This is a genomic window from Solibaculum mannosilyticum (assembly GCF_015140235.1).
Classification (GTDB): Bacteria; Bacillota; Clostridia; order Oscillospirales; family Acutalibacteraceae; genus Solibaculum; species Solibaculum mannosilyticum.
On sequence record NZ_AP023321.1, the window covers coordinates 1,226,862 to 1,247,500 of the forward strand.

General features: G+C 47.2%; 22 protein-coding genes. 9 read left to right on the forward strand and 13 right to left on the reverse strand.

The features are described from left to right. Positions 1-13 precede the first annotated feature (13 nt). The 3 genes from C12CBH8_RS05760 to C12CBH8_RS05770 all read left to right on the forward strand — a co-directional run bounded on the left by C12CBH8_RS05760 (position 14) and on the right by C12CBH8_RS05770 (position 2,449). A complete protein-coding gene (locus C12CBH8_RS05760) occupies positions 14-1,429 on the forward strand; it encodes a V-type ATP synthase subunit B (protein ID WP_090266344.1) in 1,416 nt (471 codons plus the stop codon). Then, on the forward strand, positions 1,426-2,046 hold the full coding sequence (locus C12CBH8_RS05765) for a V-type ATP synthase subunit D (protein ID WP_090266346.1): 621 nt from the start codon (positions 1,426-1,428) through the stop codon (positions 2,044-2,046). The genes C12CBH8_RS05760 and C12CBH8_RS05765 overlap by 4 nt, the downstream gene beginning before the upstream one ends. Before the next feature lie 193 nt (positions 2,047-2,239). Next, a complete protein-coding gene (locus C12CBH8_RS05770; protein WP_090266348.1) occupies positions 2,240-2,449 on the forward strand; it encodes a DUF378 domain-containing protein in 210 nt (69 codons plus the stop codon). A 74-nt stretch (positions 2,450-2,523) separates the two neighbouring features. Here C12CBH8_RS05770 and C12CBH8_RS05775 read toward each other — a convergent pair whose 3' ends face one another. Beyond that, entirely contained in the window at positions 2,524-3,732 is a 1,209-nt protein-coding gene (locus C12CBH8_RS05775; RefSeq protein WP_090266350.1) for an acetate/propionate family kinase, read from the reverse strand. Positions 3,733-3,876: 144 nt separating this feature from the next. Here C12CBH8_RS05775 and C12CBH8_RS05780 point away from each other — a divergent pair, with 144 nt between their 5' ends. Further along, a complete protein-coding gene (locus C12CBH8_RS05780; protein WP_099321961.1) occupies positions 3,877-5,073 on the forward strand; it encodes a tRNA(Met) cytidine acetate ligase in 1,197 nt (398 codons plus the stop codon). A gap of 68 nt (positions 5,074-5,141) precedes the next feature. On the opposite strand, the gene C12CBH8_RS05785 is transcribed toward C12CBH8_RS05780, so the two are convergent. The 11 genes from C12CBH8_RS05785 to tgt form a co-directional block, all read right to left on the reverse strand. Next, positions 5,142-5,420: a spore coat protein gene (locus tag C12CBH8_RS05785; protein WP_090266354.1), complete on the reverse strand. Its 279-nt coding sequence runs from the start codon at positions 5,418-5,420 to the stop codon at positions 5,142-5,144. 14 nt (positions 5,421-5,434) lie between these two features. Continuing rightward, the gene (locus tag C12CBH8_RS05790) at positions 5,435-5,620 is read right to left on the reverse strand and encodes a spore coat protein (protein WP_090266355.1); all 186 of its coding nucleotides are present in this window, start codon (positions 5,618-5,620) and stop codon (positions 5,435-5,437) included. Positions 5,621-5,754: 134 nt separating this feature from the next. Next, on the reverse strand, positions 5,755-6,129 hold the full coding sequence (locus C12CBH8_RS05795) for a type II toxin-antitoxin system PemK/MazF family toxin (protein WP_090266417.1): 375 nt from the start codon (positions 6,127-6,129) through the stop codon (positions 5,755-5,757). Positions 6,130-6,422: 293 nt separating this feature from the next. Next, positions 6,423-7,316, reverse strand: a complete 894-nt coding sequence (locus C12CBH8_RS05800; RefSeq protein WP_090266357.1) for a tyrosine recombinase — start codon at positions 7,314-7,316, stop codon at positions 6,423-6,425. A gap of 20 nt (positions 7,317-7,336) precedes the next feature. After that, positions 7,337-7,924, reverse strand: coding sequence for a stage II sporulation protein M (locus tag C12CBH8_RS05805; protein ID WP_215533745.1), 588 nt, complete (start codon positions 7,922-7,924; stop codon positions 7,337-7,339). Positions 7,925-8,058: 134 nt separating this feature from the next. Beyond that, positions 8,059-8,865, reverse strand: coding sequence for a pyrroline-5-carboxylate reductase (gene proC, locus C12CBH8_RS05810; protein ID WP_246441766.1), 807 nt, complete (start codon positions 8,863-8,865; stop codon positions 8,059-8,061). A gap of 184 nt (positions 8,866-9,049) precedes the next feature. Further along, complete coding sequence (gene scfB, locus C12CBH8_RS05815) at positions 9,050-10,420, reverse strand: thioether cross-link-forming SCIFF peptide maturase (protein WP_090266362.1); 1,371 nt, start codon at positions 10,418-10,420, stop codon at positions 9,050-9,052. A 185-nt stretch (positions 10,421-10,605) separates the two neighbouring features. Beyond that, positions 10,606-10,752 carry a six-cysteine ranthipeptide SCIFF gene (scfA, locus tag C12CBH8_RS05820; RefSeq protein ID WP_090266363.1) on the reverse strand — a complete coding sequence of 49 codons (147 nt, stop codon included), beginning with the start codon at positions 10,750-10,752 and terminating at the stop codon, positions 10,606-10,608. Positions 10,753-10,825: 73 nt separating this feature from the next. After that, complete coding sequence (locus tag C12CBH8_RS05825; protein WP_090266365.1) at positions 10,826-11,230, reverse strand: TIGR04086 family membrane protein; 405 nt, start codon at positions 11,228-11,230, stop codon at positions 10,826-10,828. Between the two features lie 52 nt (positions 11,231-11,282). Next, positions 11,283-11,687, reverse strand: a complete 405-nt coding sequence (yajC, locus tag C12CBH8_RS05830; protein ID WP_215533747.1) for a preprotein translocase subunit YajC — start codon at positions 11,685-11,687, stop codon at positions 11,283-11,285. A gap of 135 nt (positions 11,688-11,822) precedes the next feature. Next, positions 11,823-12,953: a tRNA guanosine(34) transglycosylase Tgt gene (gene tgt, locus C12CBH8_RS05835; protein WP_099321966.1), complete on the reverse strand. Its 1,131-nt coding sequence runs from the start codon at positions 12,951-12,953 to the stop codon at positions 11,823-11,825. A 420-nt stretch (positions 12,954-13,373) separates the two neighbouring features. Between tgt and C12CBH8_RS05840 the strand changes: the two genes are divergently transcribed. The 5 genes from C12CBH8_RS05840 (at position 13,374) to C12CBH8_RS05860 (ending at position 19,293) form a co-directional block, all read left to right on the forward strand. After that, positions 13,374-14,909: a sodium:solute symporter family protein gene (locus C12CBH8_RS05840; protein WP_090266371.1), complete on the forward strand. Its 1,536-nt coding sequence runs from the start codon at positions 13,374-13,376 to the stop codon at positions 14,907-14,909. A gap of 192 nt (positions 14,910-15,101) precedes the next feature. Further along, positions 15,102-16,412 (forward strand): phenylacetate--CoA ligase family protein, encoded by a 1,311-nt coding sequence (locus C12CBH8_RS05845; protein WP_090266373.1) that lies wholly within the window; start codon positions 15,102-15,104, stop codon positions 16,410-16,412. A gap of 82 nt (positions 16,413-16,494) precedes the next feature. Beyond that, positions 16,495-18,237 carry an indolepyruvate ferredoxin oxidoreductase subunit alpha gene (gene iorA / locus C12CBH8_RS05850; protein ID WP_171846395.1) on the forward strand — a complete coding sequence of 581 codons (1,743 nt, stop codon included), beginning with the start codon at positions 16,495-16,497 and terminating at the stop codon, positions 18,235-18,237. Between the two features lie 3 nt (positions 18,238-18,240). Next, positions 18,241-18,819 carry an indolepyruvate oxidoreductase subunit beta gene (locus tag C12CBH8_RS05855; protein ID WP_090266374.1) on the forward strand — a complete coding sequence of 193 codons (579 nt, stop codon included), beginning with the start codon at positions 18,241-18,243 and terminating at the stop codon, positions 18,817-18,819. A gap of 33 nt (positions 18,820-18,852) precedes the next feature. Continuing rightward, positions 18,853-19,293: a hypothetical protein gene (locus C12CBH8_RS05860; RefSeq protein ID WP_099321967.1), complete on the forward strand. Its 441-nt coding sequence runs from the start codon at positions 18,853-18,855 to the stop codon at positions 19,291-19,293. A gap of 63 nt (positions 19,294-19,356) precedes the next feature. Here the strand turns inward: C12CBH8_RS05860 and tyrS are convergent, their stop codons facing one another. Next, positions 19,357-20,580, reverse strand: coding sequence for a tyrosine--tRNA ligase (gene tyrS / locus C12CBH8_RS05865; RefSeq protein WP_484592950.1), 1,224 nt, complete (start codon positions 20,578-20,580; stop codon positions 19,357-19,359). Positions 20,581-20,639: the final 59 nt, after the last annotated feature.

Consider the following 20,639-nt stretch of genomic DNA (forward strand, 5'->3'; position numbering starts at 1 on the left):
AGGGCGCAATCCTATGATATTGGAACACATTGGCTTAAAAGAGATCAATGGCCCTCTCATCGTGCTGGATGATGTGGACAATGCTTCTTTTGAAGAGATGGTGGAAATCCGACTGGATTCAGGCGAAGTGAGGACAGGCCGTATTGTCCAGATCGACGGCCGTCGTGTCATCATTCAGGTGTTTGAAAACACCAGGGGGATTTCGCTGAAGAACACTCGTACTCGTCTTTCAGGACATCCCATGGAATTGCCTCTGTCGCCGGAAATCCTGGGTCGCGTGTTTGACGGCGCAGGCCGTCCCATCGATGGACTGGGTGAAATTTATCCGGAAAAACGTGCCGACATCAACGGCATGCCCATGAATCCCGTATGCCGTGCCTATCCTCGAAATTATATCAACACTGGTATTTCTTCCATCGATTGCCTGATGACCCTGATCCGTGGTCAGAAGCTTCCGATCTTCTCTGGCTCTGGTATGTCCCATGACGACTTGGCGGTACAGATTGTCCGTCAGGCCCGTATTTCGGATGAGGACAACGCTGATTTTGCCATTGTATTTGCGGCGATGGGTGTTAAGAACGACGTTGCACAGTATTTTCGCCGTTCGTTTGAGGATTCGGGTGTATTGTCCCGCGTAGTCATGTTTTTGAATTTGTCCAATGACCCCATCATTGAACGTATCGTCACTCCGCGTTGCGCCTTAACAGCGGCGGAATATCTGGCTTTTGAGAAGGATATGAATATCCTGGTCATCATGACGGATATGACTTCTTATGCTGAGGCAAACCGTGAATTCTCCTCCTCCAAGGGAGAGATTCCAGGTAGAAAGGGATATCCTGGTTACCTTTACTCCGACTTGGCTTCGTTGTATGAGCGTGCCGGAATGATCAAAGGTAAAAAAGGCTCGGTGACACAGATTCCCATTCTCACCATGCCGAATGATGATATTACCCATCCTGTCCCAGACTTGACTGGATATATCACAGAAGGTCAGATTGTTCTGGATCGTAATCTGGACAACAAAGGGATTTATCCCCCAGTGTCGGTCCTTCCCTCCCTTTCCCGCTTGATGAAGGACGGCATCGGCGAAGGCTATACCCGCGAAGATCACTCGGCATTGGCGAATCAGCTGTTTGCCTCTTATGCCCGGGTACAGGATGCCCGTTCCTTGGCGTCGGTTATCGGCGAGGAGGAGCTCTCCCCCATCGATAAACGCTATATTGAATTCGGCAAAGCTTTTGAAAATCTTTTCCTGAACCAAGGCCATATGGACAACCGTACTATTCAGCAGACGCTGGATTTGGGTTGGCAGCTTTTAACCATGCTGCCCAAAGAGGAATTGGATCGTGTGGACAGCAAGATCCTGGAAAAGTACTACAAAGAGAAAACAGCTCCAGAGGCTGTGCCGACGGGAAGTGATGCGAAGTGAATCAACAGATTTCCCCTACCAAAGGCAATCTGATGGACACCAAGCGATCCCTTGCCCAAGCAAAACTGGGGTTTGAGCTTTTGGATCGAAAACGTAATATTTTGATCCGAGAAGTGATGCTCATGATCGATAAAGCGAAAACCATTCAAGAACGCATCGATATGACCTACGCAGAGGCATATTTGGCTCTCCAGCAGGCCAATATTTCCTTGGGCATCTGTGATGAGATTGCATCCACTGTGCCGGTAGAAAATGGGCTTGAGATTCAATACCGCAGTGTCATGGGAGTGGAGATCCCTATGGTACATTTGGAGAGCACCGTGCCCCAAGTATACTATGGTTTTGAATCCTCCAACTCTTTGCTGGATGAAGCTTATTTTAAATTTGATGCGGTTAAAAAATTGACGGCTGAACTGGCTGAAGTGGAAAATAGTGTCTATCGTTTGGCCAACGCCATCCGAAAGACGCAAAAGCGTGCCAATGCTTTGAAAAATATTATGATTCCCCGTTTTGAAGAAACCGTCAAGTTTATCACCAATGCTTTGGATGAAAAAGACAGAGAAGAATTCTCTCGTCTGAAGGTCATTAAACGCCAAAAGAGTTCCAAAGCTGGATAAGATAAAAGGTTTAAATATGTGTTTTTTGGATACAATAGACTCTGCGAAGTGATTTTCGCAGAGTCTATTTTTTTGACCGTAATGGTTATAAATAGGCTTGTGACAAGAAATGAGTTTTTTTCAAATTGGTAGAATAAAGCAATGTGAAATGGCTCATACTATAGGCAAAACGCATAACAAGGAGTTGAATCAAATGCTGGACAAGATTTCTTTGATCTTGGTCATCATCGGCGCCATCAACTGGGGCAGCATCGGTATCTTCCAATTTGATATCGTTGGCTGGCTGTTTGGTGGCCAGGGAGCTGCTGTCAGCCGTGTGATCTTCACATTGGTCGCTTTGGCTGGATTGTGGTGCATCTCCCTCCTGTTCCGGGATCGAGACACTGTGGAATCCAGAGACTAAAGTCCCCATAGAAAAAGAAGGAGAGACAGCGTACAAACACGCTGTCTCTCCTTCTTTTCTTATTCAATAGTGATTTAGATCGATTGCTCAACCAAAGCTTTGGTATCCCGTGCAATGAGGAGCTCCTCATTGGTGGGGATGACGTATACTTTAATTTTGGAGTTGGAAGTAGAGAGCTCGCCTTCCTTACCCCGGCAGCATGTCTTATTGAAATCGTAATCGATGTCTACACCGAAGAACGACATGTTTTTGCAAACATCGGCACGGATCAGATCGCCGTTTTCGCCTAAGCCACCAGTAAATACAATGGCATCCACGCCGTTCATAGCGGCGATGTAGGAGCCGATGAACTTACGCACTTGATAGAAGAACATATCCTGAGAGAGAATGGCCAGCTCATTCCCCTGCTCTGCGGCAATTTCAATATCACGGTTATCGCTGGAGATACCAGTGACACCCAACATGCCCGATTTCTTATTGAGGATATCAGACATCTGCTGAGGAGTGAGATTTTCTTTTTCCATGATAAAGGTAACCACCGACGGATCCAAAGAACCGGAACGGGTACCCATAATAAAGCCATCCAAAGGAGTGAGGCCCATGGAAGTATCCACCACCTTGCCGTGGTCAATGGCAGTGATGGAAGATCCGTTGCCCAGATGGCAGGTAATGAGCTTGAGATCCTTCAGATCCTTACCCATGATTTCAGCACAGCGATGGCTGACATAACGGTGAGAAGTACCGTGAAAGCCGTAACGGCGCACCTGGTACTTTTCATAGTACTCCCGCGGAATGGCAAACATATAAGCCTTGGGAGGCATAGTGGAATGGAAAGAGGTATCGAACACAACAACTTCCGGAACTTCCGGACCAAACACTTCGCGGCAGGCTAAGATACCCTCCAGATGAGCTTTGTTGTGCAGAGGGGCCAGCGGAATGAGGCTTTCAATGCCGTCGATGACCTTTTGATCCACCAGTTCAGACTTCTTAAAGATAGCGCCGCCTTGCACGATACGGTGACCCACAGCGGCGATTTCACTCATGTCGCTGATGACAGCACCTTCACCGGTGGTCAGTACCTTCTGGACCTCCTTGAAAGCGGCTGTATGGTTTTTCAGCTCGATCTCATAACTGAACTTACGGCCGTCACCGGTACGATGGGTGATCTTACCGCCTACACCGATTCGTTCAGCATTGCCTTTGGCCAGAACGCTCTCATCGGTCATATCAATCAGCTGATATTTGAGAGAAGAACTGCCTGCATTGATGACAAGAATTTTCATGTTTGCCTATGCCCTCCTAAGACTTATGGCTATGGGGATTGAATCACACAGCCATCCAGTGTAAAATAATTCAGGTATCTTATTTATAATATTACAAATAACTGCAACTTTCAAGCGGTTTTAGCAGGAAGATGGGGTGAAAATATGAAAATTGTCGGAATTGTGGCGGAATACAATCCATTTCATTATGGGCATCTCCATCATATCCTGGAAACGAAGAAAAAAGGGGCAACTCATATCGTGGCGGTGGTCAGCGGACATTTTGTCCAGCGAGGGGAACCGGCCATTATCAGTAAGTTTGCGAGGACAAAAATGGCGCTTGCAAATGGCGTGGACTTGGTATTGGAGCTTCCTCTTCCGTGGAGTATGTCTTCCGCCGAGGGGTTTGCCCTTGGCGCCATATCCATCCTCCGAGGCCTTGGATGTGTGGGCGGGTTTAGTTTTGGCAGCGAATGCGGGAACCTGGAAGCTCTTAAACAGGCGGCTTTTGCCTGCGACAGTCCAAAAGCTTTAGAGGCTCTCCCCTATTATCTGGGACAGGGTCTCTCCTTTCCTTTTGCCCGGCAGAAAGCTGTCTCACAGATATTCGGTGAAAATATTGCAGACGTTCTTCAAAATCCAAACGACCAGCTAGGCATAGAATATTTGCGAGCAGCGCATCGCCTTCATTGGGATTCCCACCCTATCTGTATCGCACGTGCAGGTGTACAGCATGATCAAAACAGCTCTCATCGTCATTTTGCCAGCGCATCACTGCTGCGCCAATGGATGATGAAAGGATTTCTAGATCAAGTGGAATGCTTTATGCCGTCTGCCGCCTTTGAAATTTTGAAAGAGCAGTGGGATCAAGGTGCAGCACCCTCATCCTTACAGAACCTTGACCGGTGCGTATTGGCCCGCCTGCGGACCATGGAGCCTGAGGAACTGGCTCTGTGTCCGGATGTTTCTGAAGGCTTGGAATATCGGATTCTTCAGGCAGCTAAGAAGGCTCAAAATCTCCCGCAGCTTTATGACATGGTCAAAACAAAGAGGTACACCCATTCTAGAATCCGGCGCATTTGTATGGCAGCATTTTTACAGCTGCCAGCAGGGCTGTCCAGACAGCTTCCTCCTATCGTCCGGGTTTTGGGAATGAACCATAGAGGGAAGGAAATACTATCCCTAGCTGCGCAAGAATCCACCATGCCTATTGTAAGCCGCTCTAAGGAGCTTTTAATGCAAAATGGATTTCCGGCCCAGGTAGTCGAGCTGGAATGCAGGGCAGGCAATTTATGGGGACTATGTACGCCAAGGATCCTCCCCAGTGATATGGATTTGACTGCCAAACTGACGGTATTATAATAAAGAAAAAAGGATGTCCACTTTTTGGATGGACATCCTTTTTTTCATTTAAAAGCAGTTTTGTGGCTTTACGGTCTCATGTTTTCAAACTTCTGCTTTGCCTGAGTGACCTGGGCCTGATCGGCCTGCTGGAGAGGATACCAGCCGCGTTTCTGCATCTCAGTAAAGACGTCGGCTTGAATCATGTGCTCATCCTGAAGGATGGCCAGGAAATCGTTGCGGATCTCCGGGGCAGCACATTCGTTGGCAAAGACGTTATATGCTCCAGAAATCATTTTCTGAGTATCCAGAGCGTCATTGAGAAGTTCCTTGTCGCCTAAAATAGCTCCTTGATTCTGCTGATCCATTGTGAGTCTCCTCCTTAGCTTAAATGGCTTAACAAGCGGTTGTAATGATCCAGATGTTTGGATGCGATCTGTTCACAGGAAGCCTTGATCTGCGGATCATTGGTCATACAGGCATAGCATTTGTACTTCTTCACGAGAAGCTGTTCTTTACTGAGCTGATCTTCAATGGCCGACAGCTCTTTTGAGGTTAAATTGGGCATGCATATACACTCCTTTGTTTCATGGATGTACCTTTATTTTCTCCGCTCTCCCCTTGTTTATTCGGGCAAAACAAAAACGAGGGAAGATGCTTGTCGCACCAACCCTCGTTTTTTATTTCGGAAACCGGATCAGGCTATGTTGCCTCTCTGCGGTCGGCATCGGAAGTGCCGAGGCCAAAGCTGACTGACAAAGCCTGATCGATTTGTTCCATTGATTTGCCGTCCAAACGCCCCATCCGCTCTTTGAGACGCCGTTTATCCAAAGTGCGGATCTGCTCCAGCAAGACGATGGAATCACGACACAGCCCGGAATGGCTGGAATTAAGCTGGATGTGAGTGGGTAGTTTGGTTTTATCCTTTTGGCTTGTGATGGCGGCCGCAATGACTGTAGGACTAAAGCGGTTGCCGATGTCGTTCTGAACGATCAGAACCGGACGAACTCCACCCTGTTCGGAACCTACCACAGGGCTGAGATCCGCGTAATAGATGTCTCCCCTTTTGACATTCATCATGAGTCACTCTCCATTGCTTTGAATGCTTTCTGTCAGTATTTTTACCCGTTTTTCCCGCAATTAATCATGCAAAAAACCAGGGGAAAATTTTTTGCCTGTTGTCCCATCGCTTGCTTGCAGGAAAGGACGTGCTTGACAGAAGGGACATACTGTCCGTTTCATTCTATGTCATGGATAGATGATGTGTGTCTAACTCTTTGTCTGTCTTAGTCAAAGCATTGCAAATAGAAATAAAAAGTCTACAGCTGGGATTGTAAAACAGCTGTAGACTTTTTTATTTATCCAAATGTTCAAGCCCTTTGCTTGGCGCGGGGATGACAATTTTGATACACATCTTTAAAGCGTTCCTGGACGACTTGGGCATACACTTGGGTGGAAGAAATATCCACATGCCCCATCATTTCTTGAATGTCTTTCAATTGGGCGCCGTTTTCCAACAGATGAGCTGCGAAAGAATGGCGTAAAGTGTGGGGAGTGATGTCCTTATCGATGTGAGCCGATTGGGCACAAGATTTAATAATCTTCCAAAAACCCTGCCGTGTCAATCTTTGGCCATTGAGATTCAGAAAGAGTGCATTTTCCGAATCCGAGGCGGCGATAACAGCGCGTACCCTAGAAACGTAGTCGGATACAGCTTCCACCGCTGTAGGATAAATCGGAATAACACGCCCGCTACGAGAACCGCGGCAATGCAGAATACCTACCTCCAGGTTGACATCTCCAACGTCTAAATGAACCAATTCACTTACTCGGATACCTGTGGCATACAGAAGCTCCAGCATAGCTTTGTCCCGGCATCCTTTAAACTCAAGGGGATTTGGTGCATTTAGAAGCCGTTCAATTTCCTGACTATTTAAAATTTGAGGCAGTTTCTTTTGTGCTCGTTCAACCTTGATTTCCTTGGCAGGATTCTGATCCATATATCCAAACAACATAAGATACTGATAGAAGCTGCGCAAAGAAGCTAAACTGCGTGTGACGGTAGACGGAGATCGTCCTGCCTCCTGAAGCTTGTCGATAAAACGGCGGATAACATCTTCCCCCGCCTCAACGGGAGATAAAATACCCTGCTCATCCAAAAAGCGCAAATAACACTCTACATCCTTTCGATAGGAGGAAAGAGTATTGGATGCCAATGATTTGTAATCCACCAAGTACTGCTCAAAAGAGGCAAGATAGTCCATAGGAAACGTCCCTTCTAATTTTAAACACCCTCAAAAGTAAAGAACCGCGAAAACGACGCAGAGAAAATAGCATCTACCAACGCAGCGATGCAAAGTAAAGCGAGAAATGCTAGAAATCGGATCATATATCGTTTGAACTCCGGCCACATACGTACATTTTTTGAATTGGGAAGCATTTGCCCGCACAGCATTACCGAATAGGTTAATGACTCACAACAGGCGAGCAACATGGCCATACAGGAGAGAATGGCCGGTAAGATAATGATAAGAACAGAAAAGGCAATACCTTGTAGCCCCTGTGTCTGATACAAATACCCTAAAGACAATCCCAACCCCAAGCCTCGAAATAGAGGGATAATCGGGATAAGAAAAGCGCCTGCTGCGCAAAGACCCAATAAAAAAGCCAAAAGAACCAATGGAACAGTGGAGAGCAGTGAATACAAGAAGGTTCCCCAAACGCTTTGGGAGGATCGTCCGCTGACGAATCCTCCCAGCAGCCCATTGAGTTGGGACAGCTGTTCCGAGGATGGATCACGAGAAATAAGCGTTCCGATAATCACGCCGACGACCAAAAGAAAAGCCATTAGGATCATTTTCCAATTTCCCATAGCTGCCGCCGCGACGTTTTTTACAATGGGGATTTGGCCAGGTGTCCTTTTCATAAACAGTCCTCCTTGAGACAAGTTCCCTACATCAGATAGGTATGTTCTCAAGGACAAGTTTATGACCATGGATTTTCTTCTTATTTACCCAATTCTTCGGCCCGCTTTGTGCAGGCTTCCATAGCTTTTTGGATCGACTCATCGAAACCGGTTTCATCCATTTCACGCAGAGCTGCCAAGGTAGTTCCTCCCGGAGAAGCCACCATCTGAATTAATTCATCCGGCGTCTGCCCCGATTGCTCCAGCATCATAGCGCTGCCTTTGATGGTTTGGATAAAGAGTTTAGCAGCCACTTGGGAATCGATACCCTGTTGCACTGCTCCGTCGATAACGGCTTTAGCCAAACGGTACACATAAGCAGGACTGCTTCCGTGAACAGCAATGATGGCATTCATTTGGCTTTCGGGCAAAATTTCCACAATGCCGCAGGCGGAAAAAAGCCGTGAAACAATTTGAAATTCACTGTCCGTCACACACGCACACTTGCTGAGAGCTGTAGCGCCGCAGCCAAGCAGGAGCGGTGTATTGGGCATAACCCGCACGACCTTGCATTCAAATCCAATGGCTGACTGGATATAGCCTGTACTGATACCAGCAGCGATACTGATTAGTACATGCTGATTGGTTACAGTTTCCTTAATCTCCTCTAAGACTCCGGGATAAATCTGAGGTTTGACGGCTAATACAACCATATCGCATTTTTTGATCAGTTCAATTGAACTGCCACAGACGACAACGCCTTTCTGGGCAAACGGACGGCATTTTTCTTCTAACACATCAAAAATACAAATTTGTTCGCCTTTAAAGATGCCGCTCTGTAAGGCTCCGTTTAAGATAGCGCCGGCCATGTTGCCGGCGCCGATAAATCCGATGGTGTGTTGTTTCAAAAGGATCCACTTCCCTTTCCTAAATTGTCTAACAAATTTTATTATAATACACCTTTGTAAAAGAATCAAATAATTCTCATCTGCTAAGTGAATTTTTGTACAGTGCATTTATATATTATGTAAACTGAATTATGTAAACGAAGGTGGCGGAAAAAGAGGAGTGTGCATACTCCTCTTTTTAACGTTAGCTTTGTCCCTTGTCCAAGGAAGCGGCTTTCATCATGATAGCGCATTCCAAACGTTTTTTCTCCAGCTCGCAGGATAACTTATGAGGCTTTAAAATATCGCCGGCATACTGTAGATTATTTGCATTGCATCCGCCGCTGCAATAAAATTTAGCCCAGCAATCACCACAGTCGGTTTTGCCGTAGATATTGGCTTTGGCAAAACGGGCTTTGGCATCCATATCCACTGAATTGTCTAAGACACTGCCCATCTTCCAATCTTCCATGCCGACAAACTGGTGACATGGATAGATGTCACCTTCCGGGGTAACAGCCACATATTCATTCCCGCATCCGCAGCCTCTCAGGCGTTTAATGGCACAAGGGCCTTGATCCAGATCCAACATGAAATGGAAGAAGTTAAACCCCTCCCCCTTTTTTCGGGCATCCAAAAGACGCAAGGCCAACCGATCGTATTCGTCAAAGACTTTAGGAAGATCCTCTTCGGTAATGGCATAAGGCAGGTTGGGGTCGGATACCACCGGTTCCACCGAGACTTGATCGAATCCTACATCATGCAGATGCATAACATCCTCAGAGAAATCCAGATTATGACGTGTAAAGGTGCCGCGGGCATAGTAATCTTTATCCCCTCTGGTCTGAACCAACTTCTGGAACTTGGAGAGAATGGATTGGTAGCTTCCACTTCCGTCCACACGGACACGCAGACGATCGTTGACCTCTTCCCGGCCATCGATGGATAAAACTACGTTGGACATCTCACGATTGATAAATTCAATTTTATCATCAGTCAGAAGGATGCCGTTGGTGGTGATAGTAAAACGGAAGTTTTTATTGTATTCTTTTTCCTTAGAACGTGCATAGGCCACTACCTGCTTGACCACGTTGAAGTTCATCAACGGTTCTCCACCGAAAAAGTCCAGCTCCAGATTGCGCCGACTACCGGAACGTTCAATTAAAAAGTCAATGGCCTTCTTTCCCACTTCCAAAGGCATCAATTTACGCTCTCCACCAAAGTCCCCCTTAGCGGCGAAACAATATTCACAGCGAAGGTTGCAGTCGTGAGCCACATGCAGGCACATGGCTTTAATGGGAGATACGATCATCTTATCTGCAAAGGCAGCATAGTCATCTTCCGAAAAGAGCATATCAGCTTCATAAAGCTGGTAGAGTTCTCCGTAGGCTTCCTGGATTTCCTCTGTGGGATACTTTTCTTTCAGAGCATCCACAATGGCCGATGGACATTGCTTGTCCATCGGAGGCTCTACCTTTTCCAACACACGATAAGATAACTCATCCAACACATGGACAGCACCGCTGTTGACATCCAGCGCGATATGGTAACCATTCTGAATAAATTGATGTATCATTTTCATTTCTCCTGTGCCATTTCAAGTAACAGTCGGCCACAAAAAAGGGAACTGGTGCACTGTCGATTCACTCCTGAAGCGACAACGCGCCCGCTCCCTTACGAAAGCCTTCGCGGACAATGACGAAAATCCGACGTCACAAAATTGTGTACGCCGGATTTTTAGCCATAACAAAGCAATACAAATTAATCGTTTGCATGCTCACATTTCTGGTTGGCAACGGTGCAAGAGGTCTTGCAAGCCGACTGGCAGGAAGCCTGGCATTCACCGCAGCCACCTTTAGCAGCACTTGCTTTCAAGTTGGCTTTATTGATGGTATTGATATGTTTCATTTGAAAGTCCTCCTTCCACTAAAACTTCGATATCTGTAGTATAGCACAACGAAAGGGCAAATTCAAACAAAATTTACCGTTTTTTTAGGTTTACGCCCAGAATACCGCCTAATGCGCCTGCTAAAATCATAGCGGCCAAACGGATGATGGCTTGGACGTCAAACTGTTCATGCCATGTGACCAAGCTGATGGCGAACAAGACACCAAATAGGAGGAGTCCTGTAATAGCACCGTACAAAGCTCCTTGACGTCCAGTCAAACGGGCGGTCACAAGTCCTGCGACAAGAGCTCCTAAAATGGATGCCACAATAGACAAAGGTGAAATCATAGCCTGAGGGGAGCTCTGGGCAGTAAGCAATGCGGAAAAAGCGACGAGGGCCACCGCCAGAACCACCGCCCCAGCTGAAAGGCCCAACAACACCGGACGTACTTTGGAAAAAACACGTCCTTGGTCGGAATTAACTCGATCGGTTCTCATGGCATTTCCCTCCTCATGTCCCAATCATATGCAGGGAAAAGCACGGTTATACTTATTTCTTTTCGTCGTCCTTTTTGTCCAGCTTTTCATCCGACTTCTTCTCGTCGGCCTTCTTTTTGTCGCTGCTCTTGGTATCCACAGGCATCCGGGAATTGTTTGCCTGGATGGCCCACTTCATGATGCGGATCTTATCGCGGTCAGCGCCGGTCTCAATCAGAATAGAATCCTCACGGATGCTCAGCACTTTACCCATAATACCACCGATGGTAACGATCTCATCACCGACCTCCAGCTCGTCACGCATCTTCTGCTCTTCCTTTTGACGCTTCCTCTGAGGACGGATCATGACGAAGTACATCAGCACCAACAAAACAGCGATCAAACCGAAGTTTAAAATCATACCCATTGTGTTGTTGCCAGTGGTTGTGGTTGTCTCAAGCAATTGAGTTTCGAACATTGAATTTTACACCTCCAACAATATTACACTTCATTATATCTGGAAATGGGGACGGTAGCAAGTTGTTTTTTCATAAATTTTAGTGAAACACAATTTTTCTTACTTTATCATTCCCCTTGTCCGATCTTCTGCCTTTTAGATGCGCTTATCCAAAACAAGACGATGGGTCTGATAAAATGCTTCAAACTGCCCTTCATCCAAGGCTGCTCGGATGCGCTCAAGCAATGTGTTATAAAAATACAAATTATGCATGACACATAGCCGCATAGCCAGCATCTCACCGCTCTTAAACAAGTGACGCAGATACGCTCGGGAGTACCGACGACAAGTAGGACAATCGCAGTGTTCATCGATCGGCGCATGGTCCAATTGATATTTTTCGTTGAGCAGGTTCCGAATGCCTTCCCAAGTGAACACATGGGCATGACGTCCGTTTCTCGTGGGCATGACGCAGTCAAAAAGATCTACACCGCGATGAACGGCTTCCAGGATATTGACTGGTGTCCCTACTCCCATTAAATAGCGTGGTTTATTCACCGGCATAAAAGTTTCCACTGCGCCGATGATGCGGTACATATCTTCTGCCGGTTCCCCTACCGCCAGGCCGCCGATGGCATAGCCATCTAAATCGAGTTCGGCAATCTCCTGCATGTGCGCGACACGTAAATCATCAAAAGTGCCGCCTTGATTGATGCCAAACAACATCTGTTGAGGATTTAAAGTATCCGGCAGACCATTGAGACGTGTCATCTCCTGCCGGCACCGTTTTAACCAACGCACTGTGCGGGCACAGGAATCAGCCACGTAATCATATGGCGAAGGGTTTTCAATGCACTCATCGAAGGCCATAGCGATGGTGGATCCCAGATGAGACTGAATCTGCATGCTCTCCTCAGGACCCATGAAGATTTTACGTCCGTCGATATGGGAAGAAAAATGGACGCCTTCCTCCTTGATCTTGCGCAGCTTGGAGAGAGAAAATACTTGAAATCCGCCGCTGTCGGTCAAAATAGGGCCTTGCCATCCGGTAAAAGAATGCAGGCCGCCGAAGTCATGTACAAGCTTGTCCCCTGGCCTGAGATGAAGATGATAGGTGTTGCACAGCATCACTTGGCATTTGAGATCGGCTAAATCATGGGCGGACACAGCGCCTTTAATAGCTCCCGCCGTAGCCACATTCATAAAGGCGGGCGTTTGTACGCTGCCATGGGGTGTATCAAACTGACCCCGCCGTGCCGCGCCCTCTTTTTTTAAGAGTTGATACATAAGTGAATAACCTCAATTATTTTCATTACTTTTTGTCCTGCAAGCGCTGCGGATTGGATCCTGCTTTTGCAGCCATTGAATCAGGGCAAAACAGCGCTATATCCAGTATTTTTACACACCGCTGTTTGCATCAAAATTATATCGGCTTTGATTCCAAAAGTCAACTCAGGTGGAAACTTCGTCCAACACGGAAACACTAGGAAGAATTATTCTCTCTTTTTTATTTTCAGGGTAGAGGTAGAATTTTTTACGAACAAGATTCGTCCTATTCTGCAAAATTTAAAGAAAAAGTGATAGAAGTTGGGAAATAGCCCTTGCTTTTTTAGGGGATTTCGATTATACTAATGCCTATTGATTGCTTTATCAAGCAAAAGCATCGAAGGTTTAAAGTGTTAAAGCTAAAGAAAAGAAGGGATTGCAATGGGTAACTGGATCATCTATGTCGTCATTGCGCTGTATGCAGTGCTAATGCTGGCTACAGGACTCGTCACTGCCAAAAAGGCGGACAGCATCGAAAATTTTACGGTAGGCGGCCGTAACGCAGGCGCTTGGATTACGGCGCTTTCTTATGGAGCTACCTATTTTTCCGCCGTGGTTATGATCGGTTACGCCGGTAATTCCGGATGGAATTTCGGATTTTGGGCTGTGCTGATCGGTTTGGGCAACGCTTTGATTGGTTCTATGCTGGCATGGTTTATATTGGCCAGACGTACCCGTGAAGTGACCCAGCGGCTTAAAATCTCCTCTATGCCCCAATTGTTTGAGAAACGGTACCAGTCCAAAAACATGAAGATTTTTTCTGCTCTCATTATTTTTGTCTTCATGATCCCCTATTCGGCTTCGGTTTACACCGGACTCGGCTATCTCTGCGAGCAAGTACTCCACATTCCCTATGAAGTATGTACTGCTATCATTGCCATAGCAGCCGCCATTTCCTTGGTACTGGGTGGATATCTTGCTACACTGAAAGCCGATTTTGTTCAAGGGCTCATCATGATTGTGGGTGTGATTATCCTACTGGTTTATATGACATTCCATGCTCCGGTCAATGGTGTGGAAGGACTGACGGAAATCTGGAACAAAATGAAGGATTCCGGTATCGCCTATTTAGACGGTACACAGACTAAAAATCTCATAGCGCTCATTTTGTTAACATCCATCGGAACCTGGGGTCTGCCGCAGATGATCCATAAATTTTATGGCATTAAAGACGATGGCGAAGTAAAACGTGGTACCATTATTTCCACATTCTTCGCCCTTCTGATCTCCGGCGGCGCTTACTACATCGGCTCTTTGTCCCGCGCTTTTATGGACTCTCCTCCCCTCACCGCCAGCGGTGCTCCGGATTTTGATGCAGTTGTCCCCACGATGCTGATAGATTCCACTTTGCAGCTGCCTACATTGCTTCTGGGGATTGTGCTGGTACTGATTTTGTCGGCTTCGGTGTCCACCCTCTCGGGCCTCACGCTGACATCGGCTTCCTCGGTGTCTATGGACTTGATCCACGGGACACTGGCTCCCAATATGAGCAAAAAAAATACACTGTTGCTCACGCGAATCTTGTGTTTCGCCTTCATTGTATTTTCTTACGTAGTGGCCGTTTTTAAAATCGATGCCATTATCAACCTGATGTCTTTTTCCTGGGGCGCCATTGCCGGCAGCTTCTTAGCGCCGTATCTCCTCTCTCTCTACTGGAAGGGCATGAACCGCGCAGGAGCTTGGGCAGGTATGGCAGGAGGTCTTATCCTTTGCATCGGGCTCAACCTTATCGACGCTATCCCGATCCTAATGGACACCGGTATATTTAAGCTGCCCAATGCTCCTATTAACGGCGTCATCGCAATGGCAGGTTCCATGGTATTGAGCGTGGTATTTAGCCTGGTGGCACGTTCCTTCCAATGGAAGAGTGGGGCAAAAAACGACGCTTTTTATCAGAAAACCGCGGATTCCCAATAATTATTAGCATTTCAAACAAATAGGTGCTTGAAAAAAGTCGAGAAGTATGGCAAAATAGAACTAATATGATTTTTTAGGTGCCTACATCTTTTGATCAGGTTCATATGGATATTTGGAAGTTTCGTTGTAGGATCAGGGCCTTTTGGCTTTGGTCCTACAACCTTGATTTTAACGATAAAATGAGGTGCTTACATGTTTTGGCAAAAAGACTTGGAAACAATGCCTCGTCCTAAGCTGGAAGAGTTGCAGCTGGAACGGCTGCGTTGGATTGTGGACTACTGTATCCGCAATGTCCCCTTTTACGCAAAACGGCTGGGCGAAGCCGGCGTGACTGCCGAAAAAATAAAAACATTGTCCGATATCCAGTATATCCCCTACACCAATAAAACGGATATTCGGGACAATTATCCAAACGGCCTTTTTGCCGTCCCTATGAGCAAAATCGTCCGTATCCATGCTTCCTCCGGTACCACTGGAAAGCCCACCGTCGTGGGATACACTAAGAACGATCTCAACAATTGGGCCGATCAAATTGCACGATTGGCTACGGCTGTAGGCGTTACTGCCGAGGATGTGTTCCAAATCTCCTTTGGCTATGGATTATTCACCGGTGCTCTGGGTCTTCACTATGGTTTGGAACGCATCGGCTGCGCCGTCATCCCTGCATCGGCCGGCAATACCCAAAAGCAGCTCATGATGCTGCGGGATATGAAGGTTACAGGTTTGGTGTCTACCCCCTCCTATGCTCTTTACATGAGCGAATGCGCATTGGAAGGCAGCGAGCCTATGAGCGATTATCATCTGCGGATCGGCCTTTTTGGTTCGGAAGGATGTACGCCTGAGATGCGCAGTCAAATCGAGAAGAATTGGGGCCTCTTTGCCACGGATAACTATGGCCTCAGCGAACTGATGGGACCTGGTGTATCCGGCGAATGCGAAAAACGGCAAGGGTTACATATTGCAGAGGATCATTATTATCCGGAGATTATCGATCCGATTACCCTCCAGCCGAAGGCTCCTGGCGAACAGGGAGAATTGGTGGTTACCACTTTGACCAAAGAAGGCTTCCCCATGCTGCGGTATCGCACCAAGGATATTTCCCGCCTTAATTACGAGCCTTGTGCATGCGGACGTACTCACTGCCGTATGGATAAGGTGACTGGCCGCACTGACGATATGTTGAAAATCCGCGGTGTTAATGTCTTCCCGTCTCAGGTGGAGAGTGTGCTCATCGGTATGGAACACATCGGTCCCCATTATCAATTGGTGGTGCGTCGGGAAGGCTTTGCCGATACGTTGGAGGTCAAAGTTGAGCTCATCAATGGAGAGCTTTTGGAGAGCTACAGTGAACTTGAAAAATTGCAGCGCAAGATTCACGATCAGCTCAAGAGCATCTTAGGAATCGAAACCAAGATCAGTTTAGTTGAACCCAAGACGTTGGAGCGTTTCCAGGGCAAAGCAAAACGAATCCTTGACCTACGTGGGGAAAACAGTTTAAAATAAGTGTTAGGAGGAGGCTTGCTGTCTCAATAAGCAGCAGGCCGCCTTTTGATGTGAGACTAGACGATAATCGGAGGTACCTATTGTGAAAAAATTAATGCTTGGTAACGAAGCGGTGGCTCGTGGATTGTATGAAGCGGGATGCCGGGTCGTATCCAGTTATCCCGGAACTCCCAGTACGGAAATTACCGAATTCGCCGCCACTTACGATGAAATGTACAGTGAATGGGCTCCCAATGAAAAAGTGGCGATGGAAGTGGCGATCGGCGCTTCGGTAGGAGGTGCACGGTCTTTTTGCGCCATGAAGCATGTGGGTCTCAATGTAGCGGCCGATCCGTTGTACACCGCCTCCTACACCGGCGTGAATGCTGGTATGGTCATTGCTGTAGCTGACGATCCTGGTATGCATTCTTCTCAAAATGAGCAGGATTCCCGTCATCACGCGATTGCCTCCAAAGTGCCTATGCTGGAACCGTCGGATTCGGCTGAATGCTTGGAATTTGCAAAGCTCGCTTATGAGATCAGTGAACAGTTTGATGTCCCCTGTATGCTTCGTCTCTCGACCAGAATCTCTCATTCCCGCAGCTTGGTAGAGACATCGGATCGTCAGGAGCTGGAACTGAAGGAATACAAAAAAGATCCCCAGAAATACGTTATGATGCCTGCGATGGCCCGTGGACGTCACGTGGTGGTGGAAGAACGCACTAAAAAGCTCATGGAATGGGCGGAAACAGCATCCATTAACCGGGTTGAGATGGGCGATACTCGCATTGGCATCATTACCTCTGGCGCCTCCTACGATTATGCCAGAGAGGCTTTGGGTGATAAGGCATCCTATTTGAAATTGGGTATGGTAAACCCTTTGCCGGTAGAACTGATCCGCAATTTTGCCGCTCAGTGTGACACGGTGTATGTGGTGGAAGAGCTGGACGACATTATCGAGACCCATTGCCGTAAATACGGTATTTCTGTTCATGGAAAAGATACCTTCTCCCTGCTGGGTGAAATCAATCAGTCCATTGTGGCGGAAAAGATCCTGGGAGAGAAAAAGGAGTATTTACAGCTTGAGGATGTGAATATCCCTGTCCGTCCGCCTGTGATGTGCGCAGGATGTCCCCACCGTGGCCTTTTTTACGCTCTGAAACGGAAGAAGGTCTATGTAAGCGGCGATATCGGCTGCTATACCCTGGGAGCCTCTGCCCCCTTGAGCGCTATTGATGTTTGTGTATGTATGGGTGCATCCATTTCCAGTTTGCATGGTTACAATACCGCACGCGGCGAAGAGCAGGCACATAAATCAGTAGCAGTGATCGGCGACTCTACGTTTATCCATTCCGGTATCACGAGCCTGATTGATATCGCTTATAACAAGGGAATTTCCAAGGTTATTGTACTGGATAACTCTATCACGGGTATGACTGGACATCAGCAAAACCCCACTACCGGTTATACCATCAAAGGAGATCCCACTGCGGCCGTCAGCCTGGAGAAGTTGGCGAATGCTGTGGGAATCAATCGAGTCCGTGTGGTAGACCCCTACAATTTGGAAGAGACTATGCGGGTCATCGATGAGGAACTGGCTGTGGATGAGCCTTCTATGATTATTTCCCGCCGTCCTTGCGCACTTCTCAAGTACGTCAAGCACAATCCGCCTTTGAAGGTGGATCATGAAAAGTGCATCGGATGTAAATCCTGCCTTTCCATCGGATGCCCGGCCATTTCGATTCACAATAAAAAGGCCGAGATTTCCCAGACCCAGTGCGTTGGATGCGACGTATGTAAACAACTCTGCAAATTTGGCGCTATTGGCGCAGGGGAGGTTCAATAATCCATGGGTGTAAAGAGTATTATGATTGTAGGCGTGGGAGGCCAGGGAACGCTTTTGGCTAGTAAGCTGCTGGGCAACGCTCTGCTTTCCCGCGGTTTTGACGTCAAAGTCTCAGAGGTTCACGGTATGTCCCAGCGCGGTGGTTCGGTTGTGACTTATGTCCGTTGGGGCGAAAATGAGAAGGTCTACTCCCCTGTTATTGAAAAGGGTGAGGCCGATGTCATCGTCTCTTTTGAGCAGTTGGAAGCAGCGCGGTGGCTTCCTTATTTGAAAAAGGGCGGTAAGATGGTGGTCAATACCCAATGCATGGATCCTATGCCGGTTATCACTGGCGCGGCAAAATATCCGGAAGGCCTTTTGGACCGTCTGGAGGAGGCAGGTGTGGATGTCACAGCAATTGATGCCCTATCCTTGGCCAAGGAAGCCGGTTCAGAAAAAGCCGTCAATGTGGTTCTGATGGGCGTTATGGCCCGTAGCTTGGATATCGACTATGATCATTGGCAGGAGACGATCCGCCAGACTGTTCCGGCTAAGTTTACCGATATGAATCTCAAAGCCTTTGATTTAGGTTATCAATTGTAAATCATTTTACCGATAGAGAGAGGGGCTGTCTGTATGAAAATTAAGCAGATATCTGTTTTTGTGGAGAACAAAGAAGGCCGGCTATCGGAAATCTCTACCCTTTTGGCCGATGCGGGAATCCATATCCGAGCCCTCTGTATGGCGGATACCACTGATTTTGGGATCCTCCGTCTCATTGTCAGCAACCCAGAACATGCTCAAAAGATCCTGAAAGATGCTGGACTGACGGTTTCTTTGACACAGGTAATTGCTGTGTCTATTCCCGATCAAGTGGGCGGATTTGCCCGTGCAGTTAAGATTTTGTCGGATGCAGGTATTAGTATTGAATACCTCTATCCATCCATTGGCCGCGATCAAGAACACGATAAGACAGCTTATATTATTCTTCGTGTCAACGATAACGAGCGCGCCATTGCTGTGCTTCAAGCCAACGGGATTCCACTTCTAAAGGAAACGGATCTTCCCCACATTTAAAAACTAATCTAGAGAAAAAAGGACCATCCAATAAATTTGGATGGTCCTTTTTTCTCTTACTTTTTATTTAACAGCTTTATGGAAGACCTTCTTGCCCTTTTTGACAATGACATATCCCTTTTCGAACTGGGAAACCGGGATGGTATCTGAAACCGAAGAAGCTTTTTGATCGTCTACCGAGATACCGCCCTGATCAATCAGACGGCGGGCTTCGCCTCGAGACGATACCAGACCGGTTCTAGTCAGCAGATCGATGATGCCGATAGCGCCATCGGTAAAATCTGATTCTTCCAATTGTGTAGACGGCATATCATCCACCGAAGCGCCGGCGCCAAACAAAGCACGAGCGGCATCCTGTGCTTTTTGGGCTTCCTCTTCCCCATGGATCATTTTAGTAACTTCAAAGGCCAAAATTTCTTTCGCCTGATTAAGCTGGCTGCCGCTCCACTGTTCCATTGGTTTGATCTGATCCAGCGGTACAAAAGTCAGCATCTTGAGGCAACGGATGACATCCGCATCATCTACATTGCGCCAGTATTGGTAGAAATCGTAAGGCGAGGTCTTTTCCGGATCCAGCCAGACGGCTCCACCTTCGGTCTTACCCATCTTACGTCCGTCACTGGTGGTCAAAAGGGTGAATGTCATACCATAGGCATCCTTACCCTTTGCACGACGGATGAGCTCGATACCCCCCAAGATATTAGACCATTGATCGTCGCCACCCAGCTCCATGACACAATTGTACTCCTCATAGAGTTTGAGGAAATCATAGCTCTGCATGAGCATGTAATTGAATTCTAAGAAGGATAAACCTTTTACCAAACGAGTCTTAAAGCATTCGGCTGTCAGCATACGGTTGACGGAGAAATGGACCCCCACATTGCGCAAAAAGTCGACGTAATTGAGATCCAGAAGCCAGTCGCCGTTATTGACCATTAAAGCTTTCCCATCGGAAAAATCGATAAATCTCTCCATCTGCTTCTTAAAGCAACTGACGTGATAATCCACCGTCTCTTGGGTCATCATTTTACGCATATCTGTCTTTCCTGTAGGGTCGCCTACCATACCGGTACCGCCGCCCAACAACACGATGGGACGGTGACCAGCCTTTTGCATATGAGCCATTACGACCATTTGCAAAAAGTGGCCGACGTGAAGGCTATCTGCTGTGGGATCAAAGCCGATATAAAAGGTGATCTTTTGGTTATCCAGTAAATCCTTAATCGGCTCCTCATGCGTCATCTGGGCGATGAGACCCCGTTCCTTTAATTCCTCAAATACTCCCATGATAAAAATCCTCCTAAACTTATTTTTGATCGATATTTCCTGGGCAATTGCCTTATCCT

Coding starts and splice junctions, on each gene's coding strand:
- C12CBH8_RS05760 (WP_090266344.1), top strand. CDS start 14: ATGATATTGGAACACATTGGCTTAAAAGAGATCAATGGCCCTCTCATC.
- C12CBH8_RS05800 (WP_090266357.1), bottom strand. CDS start 7,316: ATGGACTATCTTGCCTCTTTTGAGCAGTACTTGGTGGATTACAAATCA.
- C12CBH8_RS05785 (WP_090266354.1), bottom strand. CDS start 5,420: ATGGATCAGCAGAATCAAGGAGCTATTTTAGGCGACAAGGAACTTCTC.
- C12CBH8_RS05840 (WP_090266371.1), top strand. CDS start 13,374: ATGGGTAACTGGATCATCTATGTCGTCATTGCGCTGTATGCAGTGCTA.
- tgt (WP_099321966.1), bottom strand. CDS start 12,953: ATGTATCAACTCTTAAAAAAAGAGGGCGCGGCACGGCGGGGTCAGTTT.
- C12CBH8_RS05795 (WP_090266417.1), bottom strand. CDS start 6,129: ATGAATGTCAAAAGGGGAGACATCTATTACGCGGATCTCAGCCCTGTG.
- C12CBH8_RS05860 (WP_099321967.1), top strand. CDS start 18,853: ATGAAAATTAAGCAGATATCTGTTTTTGTGGAGAACAAAGAAGGCCGG.
- scfA (WP_090266363.1), bottom strand. CDS start 10,752: ATGAAACATATCAATACCATCAATAAAGCCAACTTGAAAGCAAGTGCT.
- C12CBH8_RS05790 (WP_090266355.1), bottom strand. CDS start 5,620: ATGCCCAATTTAACCTCAAAAGAGCTGTCGGCCATTGAAGATCAGCTC.
- C12CBH8_RS05805 (WP_215533745.1), bottom strand. CDS start 7,924: ATGGGAAATTGGAAAATGATCCTAATGGCTTTTCTTTTGGTCGTCGGC.
- yajC (WP_215533747.1), bottom strand. CDS start 11,687: ATGTTCGAAACTCAATTGCTTGAGACAACCACAACCACTGGCAACAAC.
- C12CBH8_RS05845 (WP_090266373.1), top strand. CDS start 15,102: ATGTTTTGGCAAAAAGACTTGGAAACAATGCCTCGTCCTAAGCTGGAA.
- C12CBH8_RS05825 (WP_090266365.1), bottom strand. CDS start 11,230: ATGAGAACCGATCGAGTTAATTCCGACCAAGGACGTGTTTTTTCCAAA.
- C12CBH8_RS05775 (WP_090266350.1), bottom strand. CDS start 3,732: ATGAAAATTCTTGTCATCAATGCAGGCAGTTCTTCTCTCAAATATCAG.
- C12CBH8_RS05855 (WP_090266374.1), top strand. CDS start 18,241: ATGGGTGTAAAGAGTATTATGATTGTAGGCGTGGGAGGCCAGGGAACG.
- scfB (WP_090266362.1), bottom strand. CDS start 10,420: ATGATACATCAATTTATTCAGAATGGTTACCATATCGCGCTGGATGTC.
- C12CBH8_RS05770 (WP_090266348.1), top strand. CDS start 2,240: ATGCTGGACAAGATTTCTTTGATCTTGGTCATCATCGGCGCCATCAAC.
- C12CBH8_RS05780 (WP_099321961.1), top strand. CDS start 3,877: ATGAAAATTGTCGGAATTGTGGCGGAATACAATCCATTTCATTATGGG.
- tyrS (WP_484592950.1), bottom strand. CDS start 20,580: ATGGGAGTATTTGAGGAATTAAAGGAACGGGGTCTCATCGCCCAGATG.